Genomic DNA, 13,047 nt, shown 5'->3' with positions numbered 1-13,047 from the left:
CCTGGCGAAGCGGTTGGGTATCAGACGCTCAACGCCGTAAAACATGTGGAATCCGGGAGCGTCGATTGATCGATCATTTCTCTGCGTCGAACTGGTTTGAGAAAGTCAAATGAAAGAGCGCCTGCTGATAGCTTGCGTGCTCGCCGCCGCCGCCTACATGGCATTCAAGACAGAAACTCGATTGTCTACCCCTATCAAGCCAGACGGCATCCCACAGGCGCGCGAAACGCCGCCTTCCAGGATCTACAGGGATGCTTCGGGACGCGAGGTGCATATTGCGACGCCCTTGCTGGACAAATTCTCCTATGCCGGAGATACCGATCTCTGCATCGAACTACGGGAAATGACAAAATCCAATGCGGAGGCCGCAGAAGAGCTTCTGGACGCATGCGACGACATTTCAACGGGCAGCGCGGTTGAGATAAGCCAAAAGCGTATCTGGCTGGCCACGATGCTTGGCGACGGAGACGAGGAATATACTTATTCCCTTTCCGACAACGAAATCGATCGGAACAAGCGCGTTGTCCTGGCGATTTCGATGCTGAGAGCCGCACTGGATGCTGCTGCGCCGGATGCTGCAAAAGAGGCCTTCTCTGCTCTCGATAGCCTTTGGATCGCAAACGATGCGAGCGGTGTCTTTGCTGGTTACAATCCGCCCTTCCTATTTCGCTCCGCCATGAAAGCTGAAGCCGGTGAAGCTCTGCTGACCCTGTGCCCACTTGCCGGTCTGAGCGACTGCGATAGCTTCGTACCAAGCGGAATGCCAAAGGCTCTGGAAGAGCTTGGGCGCTGGAAATCCGATGAGGCCTTTCTGGTGCGTTCTGCAGAACTGTTGGAACGCGAATACAGGGCGATCAAAGATCCAAGCAAGAGCAAGGAGCTTGATTTTGCTCAGGATTTTTCCGCAACGCTGGGTTATGCCAATGAACTCAATCCAGGAAACGGAAGCGCTCACGCCAGGCGTGGCGTGAAGCCGTTGGAGGAGTGGCTGGGCAAATATGAAAACAGCACCGATGAACGTGCGTTGCGATACATCTATAGCACGGTTGGCGCAGCATATGGACGTATCGCATCGGATAGCCAGCAAGGCGCCGATGCTGAAAAGGCCGTAAAATTCAATAGTCTGACCTTTGAAATAGCCAGGAAATTGGACAAGGACGGCCCGAGCTGGGAAAACATGGCGAATCTGGGCGATGACACGCTGCTATTGGCCGAACTGAACCGAGAGGAAGCAGGTTTCCAAAAAGCGTTGAAACTTCACCGCGACGCATACGCGATAACGGAAAAGCTCAATTTGCCAGACGCTACCGCCTATATGAATATGAAACTTGCGCGGACCCTGCAGCACTATGCAAAGGCAGAGCTTCCTTCGGTTACGAAAAACGAGAGGATCGCCATGTTGGAAGAGGCGATCAATTTGGCTGAAGGCGTCAAGCCGCTCTTCGAACAGACCGGCACGGCACTCTACCTGCGAATGACGAATGGCGTCCTGGGTGAGGCAAACGCCCAACTCATCTCGCTTCGCCAATCGAATTAGCCTTGATAATCCGGTCCATCTTTAGTGCGCTCCTGTCTTGTTCGGCGACTGGTAGACACCATGGTACCGAATCCTCATCCGATTTACGGCAAAGATATCCATTGTGCGCAGCGAAACTCCCGTGCCTTCGTAAAGGCAACCCACCATTAACCTACCAAGCGCACAGATGATCTTTGGGATTGTCGGTGCTGCGCGGCTTCATCAGCCACTGCGATACCGGCCCTCTTATTCCGCCCGAATGAATTGAGGCGGTCTTCGATCACGGCGTGGGACCGCCGATGCCGCGAAGTTGCGCCATCTGTCGTCGGCATTCGGTGATACGAGCGTACCAAACTGGCCATGACGGCTCTTCACACAACAGGAGCCTGTCCATATGCCTCGCATCCAACCAACCAGACCGCAGATGGAGATCGTTGCCTGGCTCGCGGTCTTTCTGCTTCTCTTCTGCCTATCTTGGTTCCTCCAATGGCATGAAGGGCTGGATCGGTTCATCGAGAAGCATCATGACTATCCGCTGGACCACGCGCTCCTCGCCCTCAATATCTCCGGGTTTCTCGGGCTCATTTATTCCGCGCTGAGAATCCGGGATCTTTCGAGGGAGGTCAATCGCCGGCTGCAGGCCGAAAAGAACGTAGACTGGATTGCCTGCCACGACACGCTGACCGAACTGCCTAACCGCAGGTTTCTGGATTCCGTATGCGCGCAGGCGATGACCGATCAAAGGGAAGAAACCTACGCCGTGTTCAGTATCGATCTCGACGGCTTCAAGAAGGTCAATGACCTCCTGGGGCACGATCACGGTGATGCGGTGCTGAAGACTGTTGCTCAGCGGCTCTCTTCCCTCTTTCCCCGTGAACACGTTTTCCGCCTTGGTGGAGACGAATTCGTTGTTCTGGCGCGGCGCACCGGAAATCCCGATCTTGTCGCGTTGGCGAACCGCATAGTGACCGTGATCGGCAAGCCGTTCACATTCAATGGTGTCGCCGTTGACCTCGGCGCCAGTGTCGGCTTCGCGCTTTTTCCGGAGAACGGCGATGACCTCGGTCAAGTCATTCGACATTCCGACTGTGCGATGTATGTCGCCAAAAAGCAGGGGCGCAATCTGGTGAAGCCCTTCGTGCCTTCGATGCAGGACGAGTTGGCGAAGCGGATCCGGCTGGAAGCTGATCTGAGAGCAGCCATCAAGAAGGCCGAGATCGTTCCCTACTATCAACCGCTCGTGGACCTGAAAACGAATAGGATTATCGGCTTCGAGGCGCTGGCACGCTGGAAGACGGCCTCCGGCGAATTCATCCCACCGAACGACTTCATTCCGGTGGCGGAGGAAGCCGGTCTGATCGTCGAATTGACCGACCAACTGCTTCGCCACGCCTGTACCGATGCGCTTTCCTGGCCAAGTGAGCTCGTCCTGTCATTCAACCTTTCTCCGATCCAGCTGAGCGATCGGTTACTGGGGCTCAGAATTCTCAAGATATTGGGCGATGTCGGTTTGCCCGCGCACCGGGTCGAGCTAGAAGTGACGGAGAGCGCCATCATCCAGGACGCCGTTACGGCACGAATCGTCCTCGATGATCTGGTGAATGCCGGGGTCGGGATTGCTCTCGACGACTTTGGAACAGGTTATTCCAGCCTCTCACAGCTATCCAACTACCGGTTCGACAAGATCAAGATCGACAGGAGTTTCGTCTCTTCATTCGAAACCGACGATAAGCAAGACAAGGTGATCAAGGCGATCATCGCTCTCGGTGTGGGACTTGGCGTGACGATAACCGCCGAGGGTATCGAAGAGGAGAGCCAGCTTCAGCGGCTTCAGGACCTGGGTTGCGACATCGGCCAAGGTTATCTGCTTGGCAGGCCAGCGCCGGCCGAGAAGCTTGCCACAGGCCAGGTCACCGCCAGAATTTTGCAACGCGGTTGATGGGGGCCGCGGTATGTCGGCTCTGAACCAGAGCCGACACGAGCTTACCGATTTCAAGTTACGCTTATCAATGCCTCACTTTTCGCCCAGAGCTGCTTGGCTTTGTCGGCATCGAGCGCATAGGACCTGACGCCATCGGCAAACGGGTTGGGCGTGTCATTGATCGGCGCGACGGCGCAATGCCTGACGATACGCCGGTAATGAGAAACCGCTTTCCCTTGAGATCGACACCGGCAAGCACTTCGTCGGCCGTCGACTTTGCGCCAAACGTCTTGGTCATCTTCTGTCCTTCAATTGCGTGTGTCAGAGTTTCGGCCCGGTCTTCGACGTTCAGATCGCCAGGCCACCGGCCACGTCGACCACACCGCCGGTGATGTAGCCGCCGTTCGGCCCTGCCAGATGACAGATGAGGGCGGAGACTTCCTCAAGCGTTGCGATCCGGCGGATGGCGTGCAGGTTCATGAGCGCGTCGGGGACACCGTCGCCCAGCACCTCTGCCGCCATGTCGGTCGGCATCACACCCGGCTGGATGACGTTGACGGTGATATTGCGCCCGCCGAGATCGCGGGCGACGCCCTTGGCATATCCGATGATCGCCGCCTTGGTTCCCGCGTAGTCGGCAGCGCCGGTGAACGGGACGTGGGTGCCGAGAGCCGAGCCGATGAAGATGATCCGGCCGCCATCCGATAGCACCGGCGCTGCCGCGCGCGTGGTCGCCACCGCGCCCATGACGTTGATCTGCCACTGGCGATCGAGATTGACGGTGTCGAGATCGGGGGCGTCGACCGTCTTGCCCTGCACGGCGATCGCCGCATTGTTGACGAGGATGTCGAGCTTGCCGAAATAGGCCACCACCTTGTCGACGAGGGGCTTGGCCGCCGCCATGTCGGCCTGGTCGCTTTGGATCGCCAGTGCCCGCACACCCCTCGCCCTCAGCGTCTCAACCATCGCTTCGGCCTTTTCGGCAGAGGTGACGTAGCTGATCGCAACATCCGCCCCCTGGCCGGCAAGCGCCTCGGCCGTCGCCGCGCCGAGTCCGCGCGAGCCGCCGGTCACCAGGGCGACCTTGCCCTTCAGTATGTTCGACATGAGAATCCTTTCGGGTACTTGATCCGGTCGCCATGTCCTGACGAGCGATATCAATTTCATAATGGTTATTACGATAACGATCGGTATGAAATTTGACATAGACTGTCAACCGGTTTAATAACGGTCATTACGAAAAAAGCTGGATTGACCTTTTGGGACGCCATCGCGAATTCGATGTGGAGAAAGCGCTCGACGCCGCCTTATGCGTCTTCTGGCGCAAGGGCTACGAGGGTGCCTCTTATGCCGACCTGACCGAGGCTGCCGGCATAGAGAGGCCTGCCTTCTATTCTGCGTTCGGCAACAAGGAAGCCCTCTTTCGCCTGGCGCTCGATCGGTACTCCGAGCGATTTCTGCACTATATTCCGGAGGCGCTTCAACTCCCCACAGCGCGCCAGGTTGCTGCGCACATCCTCTTCAATGCAGCCGATCTCAATACGCGTTATCCCGACCATACGGGATGCCTCGGCATCAACGGCGCCGTGGCGGGATCGGATGACGCGGAACCTGTGCGGCAAGCGTTGATCGATTTCCGTGCGGCCGGCCAGGCGCAGCTTCGTGAACGCTTCGAACGGGCAAAGGCCGAGGGCGACTTGCCGGAGACGGCCAAAGCCGATGCCCTTGCAGCCTTCGTGATGGCTCTCACGCATGGCATGGCGGTGCAGGCCAAAGCCGGGTTCAGCCGCGAGATGCTCGAGGCTGTCGTCGAACAAGCGCTGTCCACCTGGCCGACCGGCCGTTCGACGCTCTCCGAAACGTCATCGTAAACCTTAAGTGACAGCTGCCCACGCGCTTGGGATGACCGAGGTCGTCCAGGCGAGAATTTTCGCCGAAAATCACGGGTGCTCGTTGCGTTCTTATTCTTTATCAATCATTCTAGAACAACTGATAAAGAATCGGAGTGACGATGGGCCGAACGCGGGAATTCGATGAGGAGGCGGTGCTGAAGGGGGCGATGCACATCTTTCGCAAGCACGGCTATCAAGGGGCCTCGATCCGGGACCTTGAGGAGGCGACCGGGCTCAAAGGCGGGAGCATCTATCACGCTTTCGGCGACAAGGCCGGCCTCTTCGACGCGGCGTTCGGGCATTACAACCGAACGGTGCTGGAGGGACGGATCGAGCGGTTTGCGCCGCCGGGAAGCGGGCTTCAAGGCTTGCGCGAATTGTTCCTGTCGCTCCTGCATGAGCCCGACGATGGCTCGCTCGGCTGCCTGATCACCAATATGGCGGTGGAATTTGGCGGCGGTGCCGATCCGCATCCCCGTGTCGAGGCGGCGCTCGGCCTCCTTCGCACCACATTCCGCTCAAGGCTGACCGAGGCATCGACCTTCGTTCGGGACGCCGATGGCGCCAAGGCGGACAGGACAGCCACCCGCCTTCTGGCCTTCTATCAGGGCCTCCTCGTGCTCATTCGCGGCGGTGACGGCAAGGCCGGCCTGCGGCAGGCGATAGAAGACGAATTCAATCAATTGGAGACGATGTTATGACACCTGAGGCCCTCTGGAATCGATATGCGGCCATCTGGTCGCTGGATGGTTCCGCGCGTGAGCCGGAAATGCTGGCTTGCCTCGCTGACGATGTGACCTATTGCGACCCGAATGGAACGATCGCCGGGCGCGCCGGCCTCTCGGCTTACATGGCCGGCTTCAAGGAGAGCATGCCGGAAGGCCGGTTCAAGATATTGAGCGTCCTCCACCATAATGACCGTTCGCTGGCGCGCTGGGCACTGCTCCACAAAGACGAGAGGGTCTTGCAGACGGGCACGAGCTTCGGGGTGATTGCCGATGGCCGGCTCGGCGCGATCACCGGCTTCTTCGATCCTCTGGCGGAGCAGTACCATGAGTAGCGGGGCGACACGCCAGCTGGCGCTCGACTTTGCGAGCCAGATCGCCCCAGCCGGCTGCGTCGATATCAGGCGCTTCTTCGGCGGCTCCGCCCTGGTTCGAAACGGCACGCAGTTCGCGTTCGTCATGAAGGGCACTTTGTATCTCCGCGTCGACGCAGCGATGCGCGCGGAGTTCGAGGCCGATGGCTGCGAACCGTTCAGCTACCGCGCTGCCGGCCGGGAGGTGACGGTTCGCCGCTACTACGCCGTCCCGGCACATGTGATCGACGATCCCGCGCTGCTGCGAAGCTACGCAGAGCGCGCAGTACACGCGACCCCCACGCCTGGCCACAGGCTGTCCGACACGGTGCTTTCCGTCACTCCGTCCGGCTAGCGCATCGGTGAGAAGGAGGGGACCAACATCTGTCGATCCCCCGTTTTTGCCGGCCGGCGGCACCAATCCCGATTCAGGTATTCAAGCCGCCATCCACTGTGAGGATGGTGCCTGTGATGTGCTTTGCTGCAGGGCTTGCGAGGAAAGCCACAGCCGCCGCCACATCTTCCGGCTCGCCATAACGTCCAAGTGGAATCAGGGCACGCTGGAAGTCGGCGAAGTCGCCATTGGCGGGATTCATATCGGTGTCGGTCGAACCCGGCTGGACGAGGTTTACGGTGATATCGCGAGATCCGAGTTCCCGCGCGAGGCCGCGGGTAAACGAGTGGAGCGCGGATTTTGTCATGAAATAGACCGTGCCGGTGTCACCGACGATGCGTTCGGCGCCGACCGAGCCGATCGTGATGACGCGGCCTCCCGCCTGCAGATAAGGAATGGCGGCCTGGGAAGCGAGCAAGGGCGACCGCACATTGACATCAAGCAGCGCATCGATCTGCTCGACGCTGACCTCGGCGATCGCGCCGTAAAGTGCGATTGCAGCATTGTTGACGAGAATATCGAGACCGCCAAGTGCCTGGGCGGCCTCGTCGACCGAGCGCTTCACCGCCGCCGGATCGGCGCTGTCGGCCTGGATGGCAAGCGCTTTGCGGCCCTTGCCCTCGATCGCCCGGACGACTTCGGCGGCCCGATCAGCCGAACGCTCATAGGTGATGGCGACATCAGCGCCCTTGTCGGCAAGCGCCAATGCGATGGCGGCGCCAATGCCACGCGAGCCACCGGTGACGAGGGCACGCTTTCCAGCCAATTCTGTCATGATCTTCTCTTTCTGTAGTGATCGACACATAAATAGCTAGGCACGTTGCGATGGGGTGTCAATGGGTTTATATAATGATCGATGCAAAAATCGAACGAGATGTCGGACGTCGATAAAACCCCTGCCCGCAGTCGCGGGCGGCCGCGGGCGTTCGACCGGGAAGCTGCCCTCGCGCAGGCGACCCGGCTGTTCTGGATCAAGGGCTTCGAGGCGACTTCTATCGCCGACCTCACCGAGGCGATGGGGATCGGATCGCCGAGCCTTTACGCGGCATTCGGTTCGAAGGAGGCGCTCTATGCCGAGGCGCTGCGCCACTATCGCGACAACAACGAGGCGTTTGTCTGGGCAGGCTTCTTTTCCGCAGGCACGGCGCGTGAGGCGGTGATGTCGCTTCTGATGGATTCGGCCGCTGCGCTGACCGGCTGTGTCGCGGATATTCCCCGCGGCTGCATGGTGACACTCTCCTCGGTCGGCAGCGAAGGCCACGTGGAACTCGGCGAACTCGTGCGAACCGCCCGCGCCATCACGCTCGACCGCTTGAAGGCGCGCCTGAACCAGGCGATATCGGAAGGCGAAATTCCAGCCTCGACCGACATCCACGCGCTAGCCCGCTTCGTGCAGACCGTTCAGAACGGCATGTCGATCCTGGCCCGCGACGGAGCGACCCGCGGCGAACTGGAGGCAGTGGCCGAGCTGGCCATGCTGGGTTGGGACACTCGAACCGGGGCTGCTGAACGCAGGCAAGGCTGATCGCGTTTCGAATATCGTTACGCGGATGCTCCTGTGTCCGCGGCTTGGCTCCCTCTACAACGAGACGGTTTTAGGCGGGTCGGGCCTAAGATCTGTTGACAATGAGCGGACGTGCCATGCGAAAGGCAGGCCAGGAACGGAGAGGTCGCCGCATATCCTCTTCTCCCCTCGGGGAGAAGGTGCCGGCAGGCGGATGAGAATCTGTGTTGGTTGTCAAGGCGGATTTGGTGTCCAGATGCGATCGTGAGCTAGGAGGCAGTTTGCCAAGACGAGCAGCTTGCGCATGATGGCGACCAGGATGACCTTGGCTGGTTTTCCTGCGGCTTTGAGCGTGTCTGCGAAACGAGCCAGGGCGGGATTGTATCGACGGGCCGACAAGGCGGCCATGTAGAGCGCGCGCCGGGGTGCTGGCCTGCCGGCGCGGATGGAACGACGTCCGGTTCGGGCACCGCTGTCGTTGGCGATTGGTGCAAGCCCTGCCAGCATGGCGGCCTGCTTGCCCGAACAACTGCCCAACTCGTCTATGCCGGCCATCAATGCCAGGGCCGTGACGCGGCCGATGCCGGGGATGGAGGTGAGGATCTCGGCCTTGCGGCAGAGCTGCGGGTCCTCGCCGACACATCGTTCGATCTCTTTGTCGAGACGTTCGACATGCTGTTCCAGCCGACGCACGAGGCGGTTGAGTTCGCCGCGCAGAAGGGCGGTGGTGGCAGTCTTGCTGCGGTTCTGCAGGGCGGTGATGTCGCATTTGGCTGCCGATCGTGCATTGACCAGCTCCTGCAAGGCCTCGATGTGAGGACTTGGCGGCGTGTCGGCCGGCGGGCGCAGGCTCTCGGCCAGGAGCGCCAGGAAACGGGCATCGAGACGGTCGGTCTTGGCGAGATAGCCGCAGGCGCGGGCAAACATGCGGGCGCGCAGCGGATCGACCACGGCGACGGCAAAGCCATCGAGCCAAAGCGAGCGATGGGCGGGGCGATGGAACTTGCCGGTTGCCTCCATCACGATGCTTTTGGGCTGATGCCTGGCCAGCAGCCGTTTCAGCTGGCGGATGCCGGTCTTGTCATTGCTAAACCGCCGGCTTTCGCCCAGCGGATGCAGATGAACATCAAGCCACTCTTTACTCACGTCCACACCGGCATAAACTACCGGCATCGCGTCTTCTTGGAACGAAACCTTGCCTTGCATGCGGGACTTGCTCCCCATCATCTGTTCAGGACAAACGCGAGGACGGCCGGACCAATCTCATCCCCGGTTCAAGCCAAGGGGCCTGCGGTCCCGGCCGTCCGCACTCCGGCGGATGGCCATCCGCCGGAGTGCGCACCGATCATCCAACAATCAGCGCTAATTGAACATGCAGGGGGCCACACGGCACGCCCTTGCCGTAATAACCTATCCTGCCACGCCGATGGCAAGCGCGCTGAACATGCAAGACTATACCGACATGGTCGAAGCCGCCCGGGTGTTGTTGAAAAGACCGGCTTCGGCGGCCCCCTCATCCGCCCTACGGGCACCTTCTCCCCGCTGGGGAGAAGAGGGAATCGAGACGTCGCGACATATCCCTTCGCCCCGTTTACGGGAGTCGGAAGGACGGGTCGAGACCGGTGGCTCGACCGAGGCAAGGTGGCGGCAGTCGGATGAGGGCATCCAGCCGCTCAAATCTCCCCAGCCGACGGTCCCCACACATCCGTCAGCGCAAAACCGTTCGGATGCGGATCGAAAGGGTCGAGAGCCACCTGGGTTAGGCCGAAGGTGAAGCCACGGCCGGTGATGGTGGGGATGACGGCGGGGCGGCCGGCCACTTCGGTCACTGCCTGGAGGCCGACTTCGAATTCGGAGCCGATGATCGATTTCGAGGTGAAGACGTCGCCGACCTTGGCCTTGCCGCGGGCATAAAGCGTGGCGAGATTGGCGGAGTTGCCGGTGCCGCAGGGCGAGCGGTCGGCTCGGCCCGGCCACATGGTGGTGCAGGTGCGCACCGTGCCATCGGCTTCCGTATCGCGGAACATGACATAGGCGACGCCCGAGATCGCCGGGATCTCGGGATGCACGACCTTGATGTCGCGATTGATCAGCTCCTTGAGGATCATGCCGGCCTGGACGAGGCCGGCCGCATTGGCCGTCTCGATCGTCAGGCCGATCTGGCCTACATCGACCAACGCATAGAAGATGCCGCCGTAGCAGATATCGGCCTTGATCCTTCCCCAATGCGGCGTGTCGATCGCGACATCGAGCTCATGCACGAAGGAGGGCACCATGGTCAGCCTGACCTTTTCGCAGCGTCCGTCGCGGCAGGTCGCCGTCGCCTTGACGAGGCCGGCGGCGGTTTCGAGCGTGACGATCGTCTCCGGCTCCTTCATTTCGACGATGCCGGATTCGAGAAGCGCCGTGGTGACGCAGATCGAGTTCGAGCCGGAACTCGCATGCGCCTGGTCGGGCTGCAGGATGATGAAGGCGGCGTCCGCCTCCGGGTGCCGTGCCGGCAGCAGCAGGTTGACCGAGCCGATGGGCGCGCCGCGCGGCTCCAGGCAAAGGAAGCGGCGGAGCTCGTCGCCCTTCGGATCGGTGTTCAGCCAATGCAGCTGGGCGGCGATGGTATCGCCGGGGATCTTCGGCACGCCGCCGATCGCGACGCGGCCGATCTCGCCTTCGGCGTGGACATCCAGCAGCTGGATCGTGCGCTTCCATCTCATATCGAAAACTCCAGATCAGACGTGACGGGTGACGCCGCCATCGACGCGGATATTCTGGCCGGTGATATAACCCGCACCATCGGACAGCAGGAAGGCCGCGGTCTTGGCGATCTCCTCCACATGGCCGATGCGCTTCATCGGCACCGTCTCGGCGGTTCCGGGCTTGTGGTTGAGGCTATCGATATAACCCGGCAGAATGCAGTTCATGCGGATATTGTCGGCCGCATAACGATCGGAATAGAGCTTGGTGAAGGCGCCTGCAGCGGCGCGGTAGGTGCAGGAAACCGGGAAGACCAGCGTCGGCTCGTAGGCGGCGAAAGTGGTGATGTTGACGAAGGCGCCCTTGCCCTGTTTCAGCATGACCGGTGTCACCAGCCGCGCCATGCGCACCAGTGACAGGATCATCATGTCGGAACCGAGCGTCCAGTTCTCGTCCGATATATCGAGCAGGTCGCCCTTCGGCGGGTGGCCGCTCAGGTTGACGACGGCGTCGATGCGGCCATAGGTCTTCATCGTCAGGTCGAAGATCGCCTTGAGATCCTCGGCCTTTTCGGCCACGCCGCGCGAGGCGACGCCGCCAAGGTCGGCAGCCAGCTTCTCACAGCTTTCCGACGGCGACATCAGCGCCAGCTGATAGCCCTGCGCGGAGAGCTCGCGGGCGATCGCCTCGCCCATGCCGCGGCCGCCGCCGGTGATCAGCGCTACGGGTTTGGTGATATCGGACATCGGGGCCTCCTAATATCGGTCTATGCGGAACGGGGTCATGTCGAGGGATGGCTTGAGCCCGGTTACCATATCGGCGATCACCAGCGCTGTCGTTGCCGAAAAGGTCAGGCCGAGATGGCCGTGGCCGGTCGCATAAAAAACGCCCGGCATCTTCGACGAGGGCGAAATGATCGGGATCGTATCGGGCAACGCCGGACGATGCCCCATCCATTCCGTCGTCTCCTCGACCTTGAGGCCGGGCAGCGCGCGCTGGGCATGGCGCACCAGCACCCGCGGACGGCGGAAATCCGGCGCGGCATCAAGGCCGGCGAGTTCGACATTGCCGCCGACCCGGATACCGCCCGCCGTCGGCGTCACCATGAAAGCGCGATGCGGCCAGATCACTGAATAGCGCATGGATATGCCGGGCTTCATGATCTGCGTGTGATAGCCGCGCTCGGTTTCGAGCGGGATCGGCTCGCCGAGCTTTTCGGCAAGGAAACGGGTGTGGACGCCGGCGGCGAGCACGACCGAACCCGCCTCGATCCGTCTGCCATCCTCGAGGAGAACGACGGCGGTGCCATCGCCCCGGCGCTCGATATTCCGCACAGTGCCGGAGACGAAGGTCGTGCCTGCAGCCTTTGCGGCGTCGGTGAGTTTCACCACCAGCTTGTAGGGGTCGCGGATCGATTTGTTGTCGGGGAGCAGCACGGCTTTGGCAATCGCCGGCGAAAGTGTGGGTTCGTAATATTGGATGGCGCCGTTGCTCAAAACCTCGAATTCGAGGCCGTAGCGCTGCATCATGGCGAGATGGCCGCGATCGGCGGCAAATTCCGCCTCCGTCTCGTAGATCGCGAGACAGCCCTCCTCGGTCATCAAGTCGGGTGCGCCGATCGCCTCCAGCATCTCTCTGAAATCGCCGAGCGCGCGGTTCGACAGGCTCATGCCGGCATCCTCGATCTCTCGGAGACGCGAGGGCCGGCCGGCGGCGAGGAAGCGGAGGAACCAGGGCAGCATCCTGGCGGCATAGGAAGGCCGCAGCCAGACCGGGCCTTCGGGATCGAGCAGCCAGCCGGGGATCTTCTTCCAGGTCGAAGGGCCGGAACCGGCGGCAAAATCAAGCGCGATGCTCGCCATATTGCCGAAAGAGGTGCCGCGGCCGGGCTCGCCCTTGTCGATCAGCGTCACTTCAAGGCCGCGCCGCTGCAGCTCGAAGGCGATCGAGGCGCCGATCACGCCTGCGCCGACGACCGCCACACTCTTCTTCGTCTCATCCGCCATGCCATCAATCCATCGCACGGCAGACAGAAGTGCCGTCGTGAATCT

Annotated in this window: 13 protein-coding genes and 1 pseudogene; 7 read left to right on the top strand and 7 right to left on the bottom strand. The window is 61.1% G+C overall.

The features are described 5' to 3' along the window. Positions 1-109: 109 nt before the first annotated feature. Together RlegSU303_RS00590 and RlegSU303_RS00585 are read left to right on the top strand one after the other, a co-directional pair. A complete protein-coding gene (locus tag RlegSU303_RS00590; protein WP_231283356.1) occupies positions 110-1,537 on the top strand; it encodes a hypothetical protein in 1,428 nt (475 codons plus the stop codon). Between the two features lie 373 nt (positions 1,538-1,910). Continuing rightward, positions 1,911-3,455: a putative bifunctional diguanylate cyclase/phosphodiesterase gene (locus RlegSU303_RS00585; protein WP_231283355.1), complete on the top strand. Its 1,545-nt coding sequence runs from the start codon at positions 1,911-1,913 to the stop codon at positions 3,453-3,455. Positions 3,456-3,633: 178 nt separating this feature from the next. Here the strand turns inward: RlegSU303_RS00585 and RlegSU303_RS34300 are convergent. Beyond that, a pseudogene (locus tag RlegSU303_RS34300) lies at positions 3,634-3,735 on the bottom strand (SDR family NAD(P)-dependent oxidoreductase); the annotation flags it as partial. A 50-nt stretch (positions 3,736-3,785) separates the two neighbouring features. Next, positions 3,786-4,544, bottom strand: a complete 759-nt coding sequence (locus tag RlegSU303_RS00580) for an SDR family NAD(P)-dependent oxidoreductase (protein WP_131720646.1) — start codon at positions 4,542-4,544, stop codon at positions 3,786-3,788. A 152-nt stretch (positions 4,545-4,696) separates the two neighbouring features. On the opposite strand from RlegSU303_RS00580, the gene RlegSU303_RS00575 reads away from it, so the two are divergent. The 4 genes from RlegSU303_RS00575 (at position 4,697) to RlegSU303_RS00560 (ending at position 6,762) form a co-directional block, all read left to right on the top strand. Beyond that, on the top strand, positions 4,697-5,308 hold the full coding sequence (locus RlegSU303_RS00575) for a TetR/AcrR family transcriptional regulator (protein ID WP_131707877.1): 612 nt from the start codon (positions 4,697-4,699) through the stop codon (positions 5,306-5,308). A 140-nt stretch (positions 5,309-5,448) separates the two neighbouring features. Next, on the top strand, positions 5,449-6,030 hold the full coding sequence (locus tag RlegSU303_RS00570; protein WP_131707876.1) for a TetR/AcrR family transcriptional regulator: 582 nt from the start codon (positions 5,449-5,451) through the stop codon (positions 6,028-6,030). Next, a complete protein-coding gene (locus RlegSU303_RS00565; RefSeq protein ID WP_131707875.1) occupies positions 6,027-6,389 on the top strand; it encodes a nuclear transport factor 2 family protein in 363 nt (120 codons plus the stop codon). Before RlegSU303_RS00570 ends, RlegSU303_RS00565 begins: the two co-directional genes overlap by 4 nt. Beyond that, the gene (locus tag RlegSU303_RS00560; RefSeq protein ID WP_231283354.1) at positions 6,382-6,762 is read left to right on the top strand and encodes a TfoX/Sxy family protein; all 381 of its coding nucleotides are present in this window, start codon (positions 6,382-6,384) and stop codon (positions 6,760-6,762) included. Before RlegSU303_RS00565 ends, RlegSU303_RS00560 begins: the two co-directional genes overlap by 8 nt. Before the next feature lie 73 nt (positions 6,763-6,835). On the opposite strand, the gene RlegSU303_RS00555 is transcribed toward RlegSU303_RS00560, so the two are convergent. Further along, on the bottom strand, positions 6,836-7,576 hold the full coding sequence (locus RlegSU303_RS00555) for an SDR family NAD(P)-dependent oxidoreductase (protein WP_231283353.1): 741 nt from the start codon (positions 7,574-7,576) through the stop codon (positions 6,836-6,838). Positions 7,577-7,675: 99 nt separating this feature from the next. Between RlegSU303_RS00555 and RlegSU303_RS00550 the strand changes: the two genes are divergently transcribed. After that, positions 7,676-8,326 (top strand): TetR/AcrR family transcriptional regulator, encoded by a 651-nt coding sequence (locus tag RlegSU303_RS00550; RefSeq protein WP_168293704.1) that lies wholly within the window; start codon positions 7,676-7,678, stop codon positions 8,324-8,326. Positions 8,327-8,539: 213 nt separating this feature from the next. On the opposite strand, the gene RlegSU303_RS00545 is transcribed toward RlegSU303_RS00550, so the two are convergent. From RlegSU303_RS00545 to RlegSU303_RS00530, 4 genes are all read right to left on the bottom strand, one after another. After that, positions 8,540-9,511 (bottom strand): IS110 family transposase, encoded by a 972-nt coding sequence (locus RlegSU303_RS00545; RefSeq protein WP_017957967.1) that lies wholly within the window; start codon positions 9,509-9,511, stop codon positions 8,540-8,542. A gap of 467 nt (positions 9,512-9,978) precedes the next feature. Continuing rightward, positions 9,979-11,016 carry a 4-hydroxyproline epimerase gene (locus tag RlegSU303_RS00540; protein ID WP_231283352.1) on the bottom strand — a complete coding sequence of 346 codons (1,038 nt, stop codon included), beginning with the start codon at positions 11,014-11,016 and terminating at the stop codon, positions 9,979-9,981. Between the two features lie 15 nt (positions 11,017-11,031). Next, on the bottom strand, positions 11,032-11,742 hold the full coding sequence (locus RlegSU303_RS00535) for an SDR family oxidoreductase (RefSeq protein ID WP_231283351.1): 711 nt from the start codon (positions 11,740-11,742) through the stop codon (positions 11,032-11,034). A 9-nt stretch (positions 11,743-11,751) separates the two neighbouring features. Then, complete coding sequence (locus RlegSU303_RS00530) at positions 11,752-13,002, bottom strand: NAD(P)/FAD-dependent oxidoreductase (protein ID WP_231283350.1); 1,251 nt, start codon at positions 13,000-13,002, stop codon at positions 11,752-11,754. Between the last annotated feature and the right edge of the window lie 45 nt (positions 13,003-13,047).

The sequence above is a fragment of the Rhizobium sp. SU303 genome, from assembly GCF_021052345.1.
GTDB classification, from domain to species: domain Bacteria; phylum Pseudomonadota; class Alphaproteobacteria; order Rhizobiales; family Rhizobiaceae; genus Rhizobium; species Rhizobium laguerreae.
This window is presented reverse-complemented; position numbering and strand designations above follow the sequence as displayed.